Below are 14,829 nucleotides of genomic sequence, written 5' to 3' on the forward strand. Positions count from 1 at the left end.
TGAACTTCACCACCTTCGGCCCCGCCTTCACCATGGGCAACGCCTGGCAGTTCTTCATGGGCTACCGCTTCGCCATCTTCAACTACGCCACCCAATCCCTCGGCGGCGCCGTCACCGTCAACCGATTTGACCTGACCACCCCATAAAGAGGGCCCCGTGCCCGTAGTCTGATCAAAGAACCCGGCACTTCCGGATTCACCGGGAGTGCCGGGTCCGATCGCGTTTGCAGCGCATTGAGAAAGTGGAGTACCGATGGCCGATGCGACGGGTCCCGAGCACTCCGAGCAGGTCCTGAAGCGGATCAACACCAAGGTCCCGCACCCCGCGCGGATCTACGACTACCTGCTCGGCGGCAAGGACAACTACGCGGCCGACCGCGAGGCGGCGGAGCAACTCGTCAAGGTCTCGCCTGGCGTGCGCGAGGGCGTCCGCGCCCACCGCGCCTTCCTCCGCCGGGCGGTGCGTCATCTCGCCGCCGAAGCGGGGATGACGCAGTTCCTCGACATCGGCACCGGCATCCCCACCCAGGGCAACACCCACGAGATCGCGCAGCGGGCCAACCCCGAGGCCCGGGTGGCGTACGTGGACAACGACCCCATCGTCCTGGTGCACGCCCGCGCCCTGCTGACCGGCACCGGGGTGACCTCCGTGATCGAGGCCGACCTCCGGGAGCCGGAGACGATCCTCACCCACCCCCAGGTGCTGGCCGTGATCGACTTCACCCGCCCGGTGGCCGTCATCCTGGCCGGCGTCATGCACTTCGTCACCGACGAGGAGGATCCGTACGGCCTGGTCGAGCGGTACAAGGCCGCCGTGCCCACGGGCAGCGGCCTGCTGCTGTCGCACATCACCCAGGACTTCGCTCCCCAGGTGCAGGAGGAGCTGACCAAGCCGTACGACAAGAGCACCGCGCCCATGGTGCCGCGCAGCCACGCCGCGGTGTCGAAGTTCTTCGAGTCGTGGCAGTTGGTCGACCCCGGCGTCGTCGAGGTGGTGCGCTGGCGGCCGGACGAGACCGAGCGCCAGGAGCACATCCCCGGCGGCGGCCACGCCTGGGCGTACGGCGGCATCGCGGTCAAGCCCTGACCGCGGAGCCCCGGCGAATCGCTAGTCCTCCTGGTCCTGGGGATACCAGCGCAACTCGATGACGTTGCCGTCGGGGTCCTTGACGTAGACCGAGGTGGCGACGCCGCGCGCCCCGAACCGGGAGCCAGGTCCGTCGATGACGGTGAGGGCGCCCGAGTCGATGACCTCCTGCCAGTCCAGCGGGTCGACGACGAGGCAGAAGTGGTCGACGTTCGGCTCTCCGCGGGAGCCGCGCAGCAGATCGATGATCACGTCCGGCGCCACCCGCACCGAGGGGAACGGCGCCTTGCCAGCCCGCCACTCGTCGACACGCACCGGCTCCAGACCGAGGACGTCGCAGTAGAACGCCAGCGAGCGCTCGACGTCCTCCACCGTCAGCACCAGATGGTCGAAGCCCTTCACCCGCATGTTCGCTTTGCTCATGCGGTCCACCATGCCAGGACCAGCCGACAATTCGCGGCGCTCCACGCGTGACCCATTTGGCGTAGACCCTTCTGTAACACCCCATGATCGCGATAGAAGATCACTTGTACCATTTCTCATCCTCTTGAGGTATATGTGAGAAAGATCCTGCGAGTCACCGCGGCCCCGATGTTCGCCGCCGTACTCCTCCTCGCCGCCCTGTCCGCTCCCGCGCACGCCGACGCGACCACTGGCACGACCGCCGGCACGACCGCCGACACGACCGAGAGCGACGCCGAGATCGCCCAGGAGTGGCAGACCGCCTGGGACACCTACCACTTCTCCGACCCGACACCGCCCGCGCCAGACTCGGGACGGAGCCGGATCACGAACAGCATCTCCATCGACATCGACGCGCCGATGCCGCTCACCTTCCACAAGTACTCGGACTTCGACAACCACCTTGGCAAGAACCCGTTCCTGAAGCGGGTCGTCACCCACAAGCAGTGGCGCCAGGGCCCGGCGCTCTACCGCAACCTCACGGCGATCGAGGAGATCCCGTACGAGGGAATGCTGGTGGTCAGCAAGACGCACGCGCAGCAGCGTCTCCACGCGGACGGGTTCTACTACGAGACCGACAGCTGGTCGGAGCCCAACGTGGTGACGCACCAGAAGATCACTTTCGAGCCGCTCCCCGGCGGGAAGACCAGAGTCACCGAGAACCTCACCTTCGAGGCCGACGCCCCTCTGATCGACTTCGTCGCCGCGAACGGCACCGCCTCGCACCAGCAGTTGCAGGCGGCCCTCAAGCAGGCCATCGAGAGCGGCGACCTCTGACCGCTGCGTACCACAGAGAAGACGGGCGTCCACCATGTGGCGGACGCCCGTCCGAGGTCGAGTGCCTCTCAGCGCCTCTCAGTGCCCGATGTCGCCTCTGCTCTCGACACTGCGCAGGGACTGGTTGATCGGGCACTCCCTGATCCCGTTCCTGCAGTTGCCGCTGAGCGAGTTGGTGAAGACGCTGACGCTCGACACCTGCTGGACACCGGCGAAATCGACGGCGCTGTTGCCCGCGGGGGCGTTCACGTTGCGGGTGCCCATGGACGACTGGTAGGGCGGGCTGCTGATCGTCGGAGCGTTGGCGGTGTTGAGGCCGGTCGTGCGCTGGATTCCGCCACCGCCGTCGTCTCCGAAGCCGCCACCGAAGCCGCCACCTCCGAGACCACCACCGACACCACCGGGACCGAAGCCGGCGAGACGGGCACCCAGGTGGGCGCCGTTGCCCTTGCCCTTGGCCCCCTTGCCGCCCTTCCCGTTCTTACCCTTCTTGCCCTTTTTGCCGTTCTTGTCTTTTTTGCTGCTCTTAGCCTTCTTGTCTTTTTTGTCTTTCTTGCTCGTCTCGCCGTTCTTGCCCAGGCTGCCCTGGCCGACCAGGCTGCTCTGGCTGCTCTGGCCGGCCAGGCTGCTCTGGACGTACGGGCCGCGGCCGAGCGCGGGGGCCGGCGCCGTCGCCACGCCCGACACGGCGAGGAGGATCGCGGCGACGGCCAGCCCACGGGCGGACGCCACTGCGCGGGAAGTGCCTGCCCTGCTGTCGCCCATTCGATCCACACCTGCCTTCTCGTGCGCCCTGCTATTCGCCCTGCCATTCGTCTCCGGTGCGTCCACCGCGGGGCACAAGTGGCGCATCCGGCTCATACCCCTCTCTTCTCCTCTCTTCTCTCGCCGCAGGGTCAGGACGTGGCGATGGCGGTGAGCACGTCGAGCCTGGCCGCTCGGCGGGCGGGCAGCAGCCCGGCCAGCAGGCCGGCGGCGGCGGCCACCCCGACGACCAGCAGGAGCGGGCCGACCGGCAGCGTGAGCGTGGCCTCGGTGGTGCGGCCGAGCGCGGTGACCGTGCCCGCGGCGAAGGCGACGCCCAGGCCGACCCCGGTGACGATCGCCAGCGCCGCGACGAGGACCGCCTCCCCGCGGATCATCCAGCGCGTCTGGGCGCCGGTCATGCCGACCGCCCGCAGCAGCCCGATCTCCCGGGTCCGCTCCACTATCGACAGGGCGAGCGTGTTGGTGATGCCCATCAGCGCGATCAGGACGGTGAGCATCAGCAGCGCCGTCACCAGTCCGATGACCTCGTCGACCATCCCGGTCCGCGCGGCGACGGCCGCGGCCTGGTCGCGCACCTGCGCGGTCGGGGAGTCGGTGAGGACCCCTTCGATGGCCTTCCTGGCGTCCGCGCCGCTCACTCCGTCGGCCACCTTGACGAAGACGCTCGCGTCGACGTGCTCGCGGAAGTTCTTCTCGAAGGTGTCCAACGCGATGATGTAGCTGGTCGACAACGCCTGGGCGTCGCGGTCGCGCAGCAGGCCGACCACCGGAAGACGCTGGACGCCCGTGCGGGAGAACGTCATCGCCAGGGTGTCGCCGATCTTGAGGTTCCGCTGCCTGGCGACGTCGGCGGCCAGGACGATCCCGCCGTCCGCGATGGCGTCCAAGCGGCCCTCGATCATGTGGAGCGAGGTGACGCGGGGCAGCGTGACCGGGTCGACCGCGGTCAGCGCCTCGGTCGACCGGCCGTCCTTCCAGTGGCCGTAACGCAGCCGGGAGGCCACCGCGACCTGCGGCAACTCGCTGACGTGGTGATAGGCGTGCGCGGGCAGGCCGCCCAGCATCTCGTTGCGTGCGCTTTCCACCACGTAGTCGGCGGTGATCACCTCGGTGTACGACCGCGCCGTGGAGTCCCTGATCGAGGCTCCCATCACGGTCGTGAAACTGACCAGCGCGAGGCCGAAGGCCAGGGCCAGGGCCGTCGCGGAGGTACGGCGGGGCGCCCGCGCGGCGGACTCCCGCGCCAGCCGTCCCGGGACGCCGGCCACGCCGAGCGGCCGTCCGAGCAGCCGCGTCAGAGCCGGGGTGACCGCGGGCCCGAGCAGGGCCAGCCCCACCACGGCGCAGACCGCGGCCGCGCCGAGCATGCCGACCGATCCCGGTCCTGCGAGGACCATCGACAGCCCGGCCGCGCCGAGCGCGGTGAGCACCGCACCGGCGACGGTACGGCCCCAGCGGGCCCGCCCGGACACGTCCTCGGCCGACGAACGCCGCATCGCCTCGACCGGCGCCACCGAGGCGGCGCGGCGGGCCGGACCGAGGGCCGACAGGACCGTGACGCCGACACCGACAGCGAACGCGACGACCAGGGTCCGGGGCGTGACGACGAGCCCGCCGTCGGGCAGCGTCATCCCGAAGAGCCCGGCGAGGTCGCGCAGTCCCGCCGCGCAGGCGACGCCGGCGCCCGCGCCCGCCGCGGACGCGGCCAGGCCCACCAGCAGTGCCTCACCGAGCACCGAGCGCATGACCTGTGCGCCGGTGGCCCCGGCCGCACGCAGGACGGCCAGCTCACGCGTGCGCTGGGTGACGACGATCGAGAACGTGTTGGCGATGAGGAACGCGCCGACGAGCAGGGCCGCCGCGGCCAGGGCGAACAGCATCACCCGCAGGTAGGAGATCTGCGTCTTGGCCGCCGCCGCGCTGGACGCCGCGACGTCCCGGCTGGAGGACACGTCGTATCCGGCGCCGATCGCGGCCGACACCGCGGACCGCAGCCGCTGTACGTCCGCTCCGTCCGCCGCGACGACGGCGACCTCCGAGGAGTCCCCGCCGAGCGCGAGCAGCCGTTGCGCCGCGGGCAGGGAGACCAGGGCGACCGTCGTCTCGGGCAGTCCATCGCCCGACCCGAACCCGGCCAGCCCCACCACGCGCAGCCGTTCCGTGCGCTCGGCCCGTACGGTCACCTCGGAACCGAGGCCGATGCCGTGCCGCCTCGCGGTGGCCGCGTCGACCACGACCTCGCCCTCGGCGTCCGGAGCGCGCCCGGCGCGCAGCGTGAACGCGCCGACCGGGTCGGGCTCCCACGACAGCAGCAACGACGGGCCCGACGGGATGATGGTCTTCCCGCCGAAGGCGATCAGTCCCTGCCCCCGGACGACGGGGGTGGCCGCGGCCACCCCCGGCACCGCGCGGACGCGGTCCACGACCTCGGCGGGCAGCGGGTCGCGCTCGACCTCCACGCCCATCGCCGAGTCGAACGCCGCGGCGTCGCGTACGGTCAGGTCGACCCCCGCGGTGGCCGTACGGAACTGGGCATCGAGCAGCCGCTGGGAGGTGTCGGTCAGCACCAGGCTGCCGGTGACGAAGGTGACGCCCATCAGGACGGCGAACAGGGTCAGCGCCAGCCTGCCCCTGCGGGCGGCGGTGTTGCGGACGATCAGACGCCACATCGGGATCACTTCTCCCTCTCGCCGAGACGGGCCATGCGGGCCAGGATGTCCGCGACCTCGGGATCGCGCAGCTCCCCCGCCACCCGGCCGTCGGCGAGGAACGCCACCTGGTCGGCGTACGCCGCGGCGTTCGCGTCGTGGGTGACCATGACGATGGTCTGGCCGAGCTCGTGCGCGGCGTGGCGCAGGAAGCCGAGCACCGCCTCCCCCGACCGCGAGTCGAGGTTGCCGGTCGGCTCGTCGGCGAAGATGATCCGCGGGCGGGCGGCCAGCGCCCTGGCGACGGCGACCCGCTGCTGCTGCCCGCCGGACAGTTCGGCGGGCCGGTGCCGCAGCCGGTCCGCGAGACCGAGCATCGCGACGATCTCGTCGATCCACGCCTGGTCGGCGCGCCGTCCCGCGAGGGTCAGCGGCAGCACGATGTTCTCCGCGGCGGTCAGCGTCGGGACCAGGTTGAAGCTCTGGAAGACGAAGCCCACGTGCTCGCGGCGCAGCAGCGTGCGCTGCCGCTCGTTGAGCCGGCCGAGGTCGGTGTCCCCGACGAGCACCTGTCCTCCGTCCACGGTGTCAAGGCCGGCCAGGGCGTGCATCAGCGTGGACTTCCCGGACCCGGACGGGCCCATGACGGCCGTGAACCGCCCGGCGGGGATCGACAGGGTCGCGCCGTCCAGGGCTCGGACGGCGGTGTCGCCGCGGCCGTAGATCTTCACGACGTCGCGGGCCAGCGCCGCGATGTCCGTACGCGGGAAGGTCTCGGCGGTGGTCGTCTCAGTCATTGTCATGGCGGGCTCCCGGAATGTCGTGAATCTGCCGGTGCTGCTCGGCCTGCCGCAGCAGCTCGTGATGCCTCAGGTGCATCAGCTCGGGGAGAACGAGGAGGACGAGGTTCATGGCAGGAGCGTCGCGGTCCGGCCTGTCCGAAGGCTGGCCGCCGGCTGGCCCGCTCGTGAAGGCGGCCCCCGCGGGCCGGACAGCGGACGGACAGCGGACCGCCAGCGCGGGGCGGCACGCTGGACGGCATGGCAGACCACAGCCGTCAGGGGGCGGCGCGGGAGACGACCGTGGGGGTGCCGGCACTGCTGTGCCGCCGGTGTGTCCGTCTCCTGAGCAGGCACGTACGAGACGTAACCGGCGTCACCTCGTTCGAGGTCGACGCCGCCCGGGGCCTGCTGCGCGTACGCGGCGACGTGGACGCCGAGGACCTGAGGGCGGCGCTGGCGTCGGCGGGGTTCGGGGGCGACCGGTGCGAGCACCGGCGCGGCTGAGCCCGGCCCTGAACTCAGCCGGTGAGCGCGGCGGCCGTCTCGCGGGCGCGGGCGGCCTCGTCCGGCAGTCCCGCGTCGTCCGCGCAGCCGGCCAGGAACGCCCACAGGCGGGCCCTGGCCCAGGGGAACTCGCCCTCCTTCAACAGGGCCACCGCGTCCCGGCACTCCTGAACGGCGAGGTCCGCCTTCCCACGTACGCGCGCCATGCGGGCGCGGCCCCACGCGGCCCATGCCTGGCAGCGGGGGTTGCGGGCCCGGCGCGCGACGTCCCCGGCCTCGGCGAGCAGCGCCGTCACGTCGTCGTGCTCGTCCATGTCCAGCCGGAGGTGCGCCGTGTGCACGAGGGCGAAGGCCAGCCCGTGCGGTGAACCCTGGGCACGCACCTCGTCCTCGGAGTCCCGCAGCACGGCGAGGGCCTCCTCCCGCCGCCCGGACTCCCGCAGGGCGATGGCGAGGTGCGTGAGAATCGCGCTGCCGATGATCCGGTCACCCGTGAGCCGGGTCACCTCCAGGCAGCGCCGCCACTGGACGACCGCGGTCGCGAAGTCGCCCATGCCCAGGGCGATCAGCGCCTCCAGATACTGGCTCATGCCCAGCCACCAGCCGCCGTCGGAGTCGCCGAGTTCGCGGCGGCTCCGCTCGATCATCTCCCGGCAGCGCCCGGCGTCTCCGCCGTACTGGCCGGCCCAGGCCACGACGAGCCGGGAGATCGCGGCGTTGCGTAAGTCGCCGATCTCCTCGAAGACCGCGAGGCTCTCCTCAGCGGCGGCGACCGAGTGCGGGGTGGGGTAGTAGACGTGCAGGAACCCGATGCCCTGCAGCGCGCGGGCCCGCGCGACGGTGGAGCCGCCGCCGGTCTCCAGCAGCATGGTCAGCGCCCGCGTGCCCTCGTAGCGCAACCCGTAGTTCCAGAACCACACGAGCGCGCAGGCCAGCCGGTAGCCGTTCTCGACATCGCCGCCAGTCGTCGTGTGGTCCAGCGCGTGATCCAGCGCGGCGCGGAAGTTGTCGTGGTCGTCGTGCAGCCGGGCGAAGACCGCGGAGTCGCCGACGCCCAGCCCGTGCTCCTCGGCGAAGCGGACGAAGTGGGCCAAGTGGCGGTCGCGGCACTCCGCGACCTCTCCCGACTCCTCCAGCCGGGCCCACGCGTAGTCACGGACGGTGACGAGCAGCCGGAACCGCCCCGTGGCCGGTTCCGGCACCACGAGAGACCGGTCGACCAGCCGGAACAGCAGGTCGAGCACCTCCCCCCGGCCGACGCCGCCGAAGGCGCACACCTCCTCGGCAGCGGCCGGGGTCCAGCCGCCGCGGAACACCGCGAGCCGGCGCAGCAGCCGCCGCTCGGCCTCCGGCAGCAGGTCGTGACTCCAGTCGAGGGTGGCGCGCAGCGTACGGTGGCGGGCCTCACCGGTGCGGGGTCCCGCCGTCAGCAGCGAGAACCTGTCCGCCAGCCGGGCCTCGATCTCGGCCGGAGGCAGCGCCTTCACCCGGGCCGCGGCCAGTTCGATGGCGAGCGGCATGCCGTCGAGCCGGTGGCAGATGGACGTCACCACGGAGGCGGTCTCGTCGTCGAGCGCGAACGAGGGCCGTACGGCACGGGCCCGTTCCGAGAACAGCCGGACGGCCGAGTCGTCGTCCAGCGGGCCGACCGCGACCTGCACCTCGCCGGGTATCGCGAGCGCCTCCCTGCTGGTGGCCAGCACGCGCAGACCCGGGCAGGCCTCGGCCAGCCGCTCCACGAGGACGGCCACGTCGTCCACCACGTGCTCGCAGTTGTCGACTACGAGCAGCGTGCGGCCGTCCCGCAGGTGCTCCTCGACCGCGTCGGCCGCTCCGGCGCCCTGCGTCACCACGCCCAGCTCGGCGGCGAAGGCGCTCGCGACGTCCGTACCCGCCTCAAGGGCGGCCAGGCGGACCAGCAGCACCCGCTCGTCCGGTGTCTCGTATGGTGTCTCGCTCATCCGGCGGGCGATCTCGAAGGCGAGCGTCGTCTTGCCCATCCCGCCCGGTCCTGTCAGCGTCACCACCCGCGCCTCCGCGAGCCGCTCGAGCACCGTCGACACGTCGTCCTGGCGGCCGATCAGCGACGTCAGCCGCCGCGGCAGCCGGTCGGCGCTCCGCGGCGCCCGTTCCCTGCCGGGTGCGGGGGGCGGCTGGGCGGCGGACGGGACCTGCTGACGGAGGATCGCCTCGGCGAGGGCCTGCAGCTCCGGCGACGGGTCGATGCCGAGCTCGTCGGCGAGGCCGCGGCGCAGCGCCTGGTAGGCGGCCAGCGCCTCCGCCTGCCGCCCGCCGCGGTACAGCGCGAGCATCAGCAGGCGGTGCAGCCGCTCCCGCAGCGGATGCCGCGCCACCAGGCGTTCGATGTCGGCGACCGCCTCGTTGTGCCCGCCGGACTCCAGCAGGAGCTCCATCCGGTCCTCGACCGCGCCCAGCCGCAGCTCCTCCAGCCGGGCGCTCTCCGTCGTCGCCCACGTCGTCTGGCCGACGTCGGCCAGCGCGGGCCCCCGCCACAGCCGCAGCGCCTCGTCCAGGAGGCCGACAGCGGTGGTGGCGTGCCCCGCGGCCGTCTCCTCGCGGACGCGGACCAGCAGCCGTTCGAACGCGTACGCGTCGACGGACTCGGCGGGCGCGGCGAGCCGATATCCAGGGGCCTGCGTGACCAGCACACCCGGCCCGAGCCCGGCGGCGGCGAGTGCGCGGCGCAGCTTGGACACCCGGATCTGCAGGGCGTTCGCCGCGTCGGCGGGCAGGTCGTCGCCCTCGTCGCCCCACAACGCGTCCGTCAGCGCGTCCACCGGGACCACGCGACCACACGACAGGGCCAGCCGGGCCAGCAGCGCCCGCACGGACGGCGGCAGCTCCACCGCGGATCCGTCGGATCCCCGCACCTCGGTGGGCCCGAGAACCGCGAACGTCACGGCGGTGTTCTGCATGTCACTCCTCGTCATCCCCGGCACCGCCGGGATTGCCCAATATTAAGGGGCGATGAGCGATTCGGCGGGGCTAGTGGCGGCGGTCAGCCGCTCGGCCAGAGCGTGCGCGTCGCGCCCCACCCACCCCAGCACCGACGAGCCGCGCGTCCGCTGCCAGGGCAGCCCGAGGAAGTACAGCCCCGGCCATGGCGTGACCCCCTCGCGGTGCACCGGCGCCCCCCGCTCGTCCAGCACCGGCACGTGCAGCCAGGGATAGTGCGCGCGGAAACCGGTCGCCCAGACGACGCCGTCGGGACGCACCCGGCGGCCGTCGGCGAGGACGACGTCCCGCCCTTCCGCGGACACGGCGCGGTCCACGCGCTCCACCCGTCGCAGCAGCCGCTTCACGTCGGTCCCGATGATCAGCTCCCGGCTTCGCACGCGGCGCCCGATCCCGCTGTCGCCGCGGATGTCCATGAAGCCCAGGCGGGAGAACCACCAGAACAGGTCACGGCCCAGCACCCGCTGCGGCAGCGCCCGGCCCATCGACGAGACCGACAGCAGAACGCGCCGCCCGCTGCCGGCGAGCTCCTCGGCGATCTGCACACCCGTGTTGCCCGCTCCGACGACCAGGATCTCGCCCATCGGAAGCTGGTCAGGGCGTCGATACCCGGTGCTGTGCACCTGCGTGACGCCCGGGTCCAGGCTCGACGCGAAGCCCGGCGTGCGCGGCGTGTGAAACGCCCCCGCCGCGACCACGACCCGGGTCGCCGTGTACGCCCCCGTGGATGTCTCGACCAGGAACCGCTCCCCCTCGGGCCGTACGGCCGTGACATGACAGCCCAGGCGCACCGGGAGGGCGAACCTCTCCGCGTACGCCTCCAGGTAGTCGGCCACCTCGTCCTTGCCCGGGTGACCGTCCGGGTCCCCGGGGAACGGCAGGCCCGGCAGGCCGTCGTACCGGCGGGGTGTGAACAGCGTGAGCGAGTCCCACCGGTGACGCCAGGCGTCTCCGACCCGCCCGTGCGCGTCGAGGACGGCGAAGCGCACGCCCGCGCGGCTCAGGTGGTATCCCAACGCCAGCCCGGCCTGCCCGCCGCCGACGACCAGCGTGTCGTAGTCGAGGTGACCGGTCACGCCGCCACCTCGTAGCCGGCCTCGGCGATGGCCGCGCAGACGGCGCCCCGGTCGGCGGAGCCCGTGACCACGACGGTCTTCGCGGTGAAGTCGACGGCCACGGAGGCCACGCCGGGCACCTCGCCGACGGACTCCGCGATCGCCTTAACGCAGTGGCCGCAGCTGATGGCCGGCACGGACAACCTGAGCTCGTTCATGGTGACTCCCTCCGTCGCGGGCCGCTCCGTGCGGCCCGGATGGCAGGACCATGCCGAAGCGCGCTGTCCGTCCCCTGTCGCCGGCGCGAGAGGGGACGGACAGCGGCGGGAAAGCGCCGCGCGCGACCGTCGTCCCGAGAGTCTTCGACCAGGAGGTGAAGCGATGACGGTGACGACTGGGGTAACGACGACCGCGACGACGACCGTGAGCGCGCTGGACATCGGCGGCATGACCTGCGCGTCCTGCGTACGCCGGGTGGAAAGGGCCCTGAGCCGTGTCGACGGGGTGGAGGCCGCCGAGGTGAACCTCGCCACGGAGGTGGCCACCGTCACCTACGATCCCGCCCGCGTCACCGTCGGCATGCTCGCCGAGTCGGTCGTACGGGCCGGGTACACCGCCGAGGTTCCGCAACCGGAGCCGCAGCCGCGAGCGGAACAGGAACCGGAACAGGACGGGGAGGTCACCCGGCTGAAGCGCGCATGGCAGGTCACCCTCGCGGCCGGGCTGTCGATGATGGTGCTGATGTATCTGCCGCTGCCCATCGACGCGATGGACTGGCTGATGCCGCTGCTGCTGGTCGTCGCCACGGTCGCGCAGTTCTGGGCGGGCCGTCCCTTCTACCGTGCCGCCTGGGCCGCCGGCCGGCACGGCGCGGTCAACATGCACACGCTCGTCGCCCTGGGCACGACGGTGGCGTACGGCTACAGCGCGTTCGTCACGCTGTGGCCGGCCGCGGCGGAGCGGCTGGGGCTGCCGCCGCACGTCTACTTCGAGATCTCGGTCGTCGTCATCGCGCTCGTCCTGATGGGCCGCTGGATGGAGGCGAAGGCCAAGAAGCGGACGACGTCGGCCATCAGGGAGCTGCTCGGGCTGCGGCCGAAGACGGCCCGCGTCCTGCGCGGGGACGCCGGCGGGGAGATCGAGGTCGAGATCCCCGTCGAGGACGTCGCCGTCGGCGACCTCGTCCGGATCCGACCCGGCGAGAAGATCCCCGTGGACGGCGTCGTGACCTCCGGCGTCTCCACCGTGGACGAGAGCATGATCACCGGCGAGAGCATGCCGGTGCGCAGGGGCGAAGGCGACCCGCTGATCGGCTCGACGATCAACCGGACCGGCTCGGTGGTGATGCGGGCCACCGCCGTCGGGCAGGACACGACGCTGGCGCAGATCGTGCGGCTGGTCGAGCGGGCGCAGGGGTCGAAGGCGCCCCTGCAGCGTCTGGTCGACACGGTCTCAGGGTGGTTCGTGCCCGCCGTCATCGGCATCGCCGCGCTCACCTTCGCCGTCTGGGCGGTCCTCGGCCCCGACCAGGGACGGCTCACGTTCGGCATCGGCACCGCCATCGCCGTACTGATCATCGCCTGCCCGTGCGCGCTCGGCCTGGCCACCCCCACCGCGATCATGGTGGGCACCGGGAAGGCGGCCGAACTGGGCATCCTGATCTCCGGAGGCGACGCGCTCGAACAGGCCCGCCGCCTCACGACGGTCGTCCTGGACAAGACCGGCACGATCACCCGGGGCCGTCCCGAGGTGACCCACCTCGTCGCCGTCGCGGGCGGGGACGCCGACGAGCTTCTCGCGTACGCCGCCGCGGCCGAGACCGGCTCGGAGCACCCCCTCGGCGAGGCGATCGTGGCACACGCCAGGGACCGCCACCTCCGCCTGCCCGACGTCGAGGACTTCGACGCCGTCCCCGGCCACGGCGTCGAGGCCCAGGTGGCCGGCCGGGCCATGCTCATCGGCAACGCCGCGCTCATGCGCCGCCACGACGTGAGCGTCGGCGAACTGGAGCACGTGGCCGCCACGGCGGCGGCCGAGGGCGCGACCCCCGTGTACGTCGCATTCGACGGCCGCCTCGCCGGGCTCATCGGCGTGGCCGACACCATCCGCCCCGAGTCGCGCGAGGCCGTCGAGCGGCTGCGCGCGCTCGGCCTGGACGTGTGGATGCTGACCGGCGACAACCGGATCACCGCCGACGTCGTCGCCCGGCAGGTCGGCATCGACCACGTCATCGCCGACGTACGGCCAGAGGACAAGGCGGCCCGCGTGACCGCCCTCCGCGAGAGCGGCGCGGTCGTCGCCATGGTCGGCGACGGGATCAACGACGCACCCGCGCTCGCGACGGCCGACCTCGGCATCGCCATCGGCACCGGGACCGACGTCGCCATCGCGGCCTCCGACATCACCCTCGTGGGCGGCGACCTGCGCGGCATCGTCTCGGCCATCGACCTGTCCCGGCGCACCGTCACCACGATCAAGCAAGGACTGGCCTGGGCGTTCGCGTACAACGTGCTGCTGATCCCGGTCGCCGCCGGTGTGCTGTATCCCTTCAACGGCGTGCTCCTCGACCCCTCCCTCGCCGCCGCCGCGATGGCGATGAGCTCGGTCAGCGTCGTCACCAACGCACTGCGCCTGCGCCGCTTCCGGCCCGGTGTCGCCGTGTCCCGGCTCGCCGACTGGCGTTACCTCGCGGGAATCGCCCTCCTCGCGCTGGCCGTGGGCGCCGGGTTCACCGCGCTCAGCCGTACGGAGGCGGCGCAGCGCGGGATGAACGGCGTGCTCGCCTGGGCTCAGGACACCGGCATGCCCATGCGTCCCGCCATGAGCGTGATGATGACGGCCGAGACCGAACCCGTGCCCGCCGACGACGCCGGTGTCCGGATGGACATCACGGTCCCCCCGGACGTCACCCCCGGCGTCCCCGCCACCATCCGCATCCGGCTGACCGACCCCGCGACCCGCCGTCCCATCGACGACGTCGTACGCAGCCACGAGGCGTGGATGCACTTCATCGCCACCCGCTCGGACCTGGGCACCTTCACCCATGCCCATCCCCAGCCCGCGGGCCGGCCGGGCGAGTTCTCCGTACGGCTGACCTTCCCAACGGCCGGACGCTACCTCGTGAACGCCGAGTTCCGGCGGCGCGGGGAGATGACCGACGTGGTCGACCACCAGGAGATCTTGATCGGCCGCCCGGAATCCTTCATCACCGCCGAGACGACGGCTCCGTCTCCCCGCGAGCAGGTCGTCGGCGGCCTCCGGGTCACCCTCGACGGCGAGGCCGAAGCGGGCGGCAGGAGCGACCTCACCTTCCGCTTCGCGGACGCCTCGACCGGCAAGCCCGTCTCCGGCCTGCGCCCCTACCTGGCCGCCCCCGGGCACGTGGTGATCATGCCGCTCGACGGCGAGGGGTTCGCCCACGAGCACGCGGAGGCCGAGGACGACCAGGGCCGCCCCATCTTCGCCCTGCCGGGTCAGACCTTCGGGCCCGAACTCGGCCTGCACGCCCGATTCCCCCGCCCCGGCCTCTACCGCCTGTGGGGACAGTTCCGCGACGCACAGGGCTAGGTCCTCACCACGACCTTCACCGTCGAGGCCCGCTGAGACCCTGCTGCGCCCGCGCGCATCGCGGCCGCCGGCCCGCGCGGGACTGTACGGTCTTCGGTGTAACTCCTGATCAAGGAGAACGCACTCGATGACTACTGTGATCCAGGCATCGGAAGCGACGAATGACCTGGAGGACGCCGCGGTGGCGCGTAAGAAGCCGCAGGC

At 72.3% G+C, this 14,829-nt stretch carries 12 protein-coding genes; 4 read left to right on the plus strand and 8 right to left on the minus strand.

The window, feature by feature from the left end; translation table 11 throughout:
- The first annotated feature begins 252 nt into the window (after nt 1-252).
- Entirely contained in the window at nt 253-1,086 is an 834-nt protein-coding gene (locus tag HHX31_RS33045) for an SAM-dependent methyltransferase (RefSeq protein ID WP_169953670.1), read from the plus strand.
- Between the two features lie 21 nt (nt 1,087-1,107).
- On the opposite strand, the gene HHX31_RS33050 is transcribed toward HHX31_RS33045, so the two are convergent.
- Nucleotides 1,108-1,509, minus strand: coding sequence for a VOC family protein (locus HHX31_RS33050; RefSeq protein ID WP_249347382.1), 402 nt, complete (start codon nt 1,507-1,509; stop codon nt 1,108-1,110).
- Between the two features lie 135 nt (nt 1,510-1,644).
- Here HHX31_RS33050 and HHX31_RS33055 point away from each other — a divergent pair, with 135 nt between their 5' ends.
- Complete coding sequence (locus HHX31_RS33055) at nt 1,645-2,325, plus strand: SRPBCC family protein (protein WP_169953672.1); 681 nt, start codon at nt 1,645-1,647, stop codon at nt 2,323-2,325.
- A 78-nt stretch (nt 2,326-2,403) separates the two neighbouring features.
- Here the strand turns inward: HHX31_RS33055 and HHX31_RS33060 are convergent, their stop codons facing one another.
- The 4 genes from HHX31_RS33060 to HHX31_RS35455 form a co-directional block, all read right to left on the minus strand.
- Nucleotides 2,404-3,090: a hypothetical protein gene (locus HHX31_RS33060; RefSeq protein ID WP_169953674.1), complete on the minus strand. Its 687-nt coding sequence runs from the start codon at nt 3,088-3,090 to the stop codon at nt 2,404-2,406.
- Nucleotides 3,091-3,221: 131 nt separating this feature from the next.
- Nucleotides 3,222-5,762, minus strand: a complete 2,541-nt coding sequence (locus HHX31_RS33065) for an FtsX-like permease family protein (RefSeq protein ID WP_169953676.1) — start codon at nt 5,760-5,762, stop codon at nt 3,222-3,224.
- A gap of 5 nt (nt 5,763-5,767) precedes the next feature.
- Nucleotides 5,768-6,544 (minus strand): ABC transporter ATP-binding protein, encoded by a 777-nt coding sequence (locus HHX31_RS33070; protein WP_169953678.1) that lies wholly within the window; start codon nt 6,542-6,544, stop codon nt 5,768-5,770.
- Nucleotides 6,531-6,653, minus strand: a complete 123-nt coding sequence (locus tag HHX31_RS35455) for a hypothetical protein (RefSeq protein WP_283244711.1) — start codon at nt 6,651-6,653, stop codon at nt 6,531-6,533. Before HHX31_RS35455 ends, HHX31_RS33070 begins: the two co-directional genes overlap by 14 nt.
- 128 nt (nt 6,654-6,781) lie before the next feature.
- Between HHX31_RS35455 and HHX31_RS33075 the strand changes: the two genes are divergently transcribed.
- On the plus strand, nt 6,782-7,027 hold the full coding sequence (locus HHX31_RS33075) for a heavy-metal-associated domain-containing protein (protein ID WP_169953680.1): 246 nt from the start codon (nt 6,782-6,784) through the stop codon (nt 7,025-7,027).
- Between the two features lie 14 nt (nt 7,028-7,041).
- Here the strand turns inward: HHX31_RS33075 and HHX31_RS33080 are convergent, their stop codons facing one another.
- Genes HHX31_RS33080 through HHX31_RS33090 form a run of 3 tightly spaced genes read right to left on the minus strand, consistent with a single transcriptional unit; the run spans nt 7,042 to nt 11,276 of the window.
- Nucleotides 7,042-9,963: a BTAD domain-containing putative transcriptional regulator gene (locus HHX31_RS33080; protein WP_169953682.1), complete on the minus strand. Its 2,922-nt coding sequence runs from the start codon at nt 9,961-9,963 to the stop codon at nt 7,042-7,044.
- A gap of 42 nt (nt 9,964-10,005) precedes the next feature.
- The gene (locus HHX31_RS33085) at nt 10,006-11,079 is read right to left on the minus strand and encodes an NAD(P)/FAD-dependent oxidoreductase (protein WP_169953684.1); all 1,074 of its coding nucleotides are present in this window, start codon (nt 11,077-11,079) and stop codon (nt 10,006-10,008) included.
- Nucleotides 11,076-11,276: a heavy-metal-associated domain-containing protein gene (locus tag HHX31_RS33090; RefSeq protein WP_169953686.1), complete on the minus strand. Its 201-nt coding sequence runs from the start codon at nt 11,274-11,276 to the stop codon at nt 11,076-11,078. Before HHX31_RS33090 ends, HHX31_RS33085 begins: the two co-directional genes overlap by 4 nt.
- 163 nt (nt 11,277-11,439) lie before the next feature.
- On the opposite strand from HHX31_RS33090, the gene HHX31_RS33095 reads away from it, so the two are divergent.
- Nucleotides 11,440-14,625: a heavy metal translocating P-type ATPase gene (locus tag HHX31_RS33095; protein ID WP_169953688.1), complete on the plus strand. Its 3,186-nt coding sequence runs from the start codon at nt 11,440-11,442 to the stop codon at nt 14,623-14,625.
- Nucleotides 14,626-14,829: the final 204 nt, after the last annotated feature.

It is taken from the genome of Microbispora sp. H11081 (assembly GCF_012999535.1).
GTDB lineage: Bacteria > Actinomycetota > Actinomycetes > Streptosporangiales > Streptosporangiaceae > Microbispora.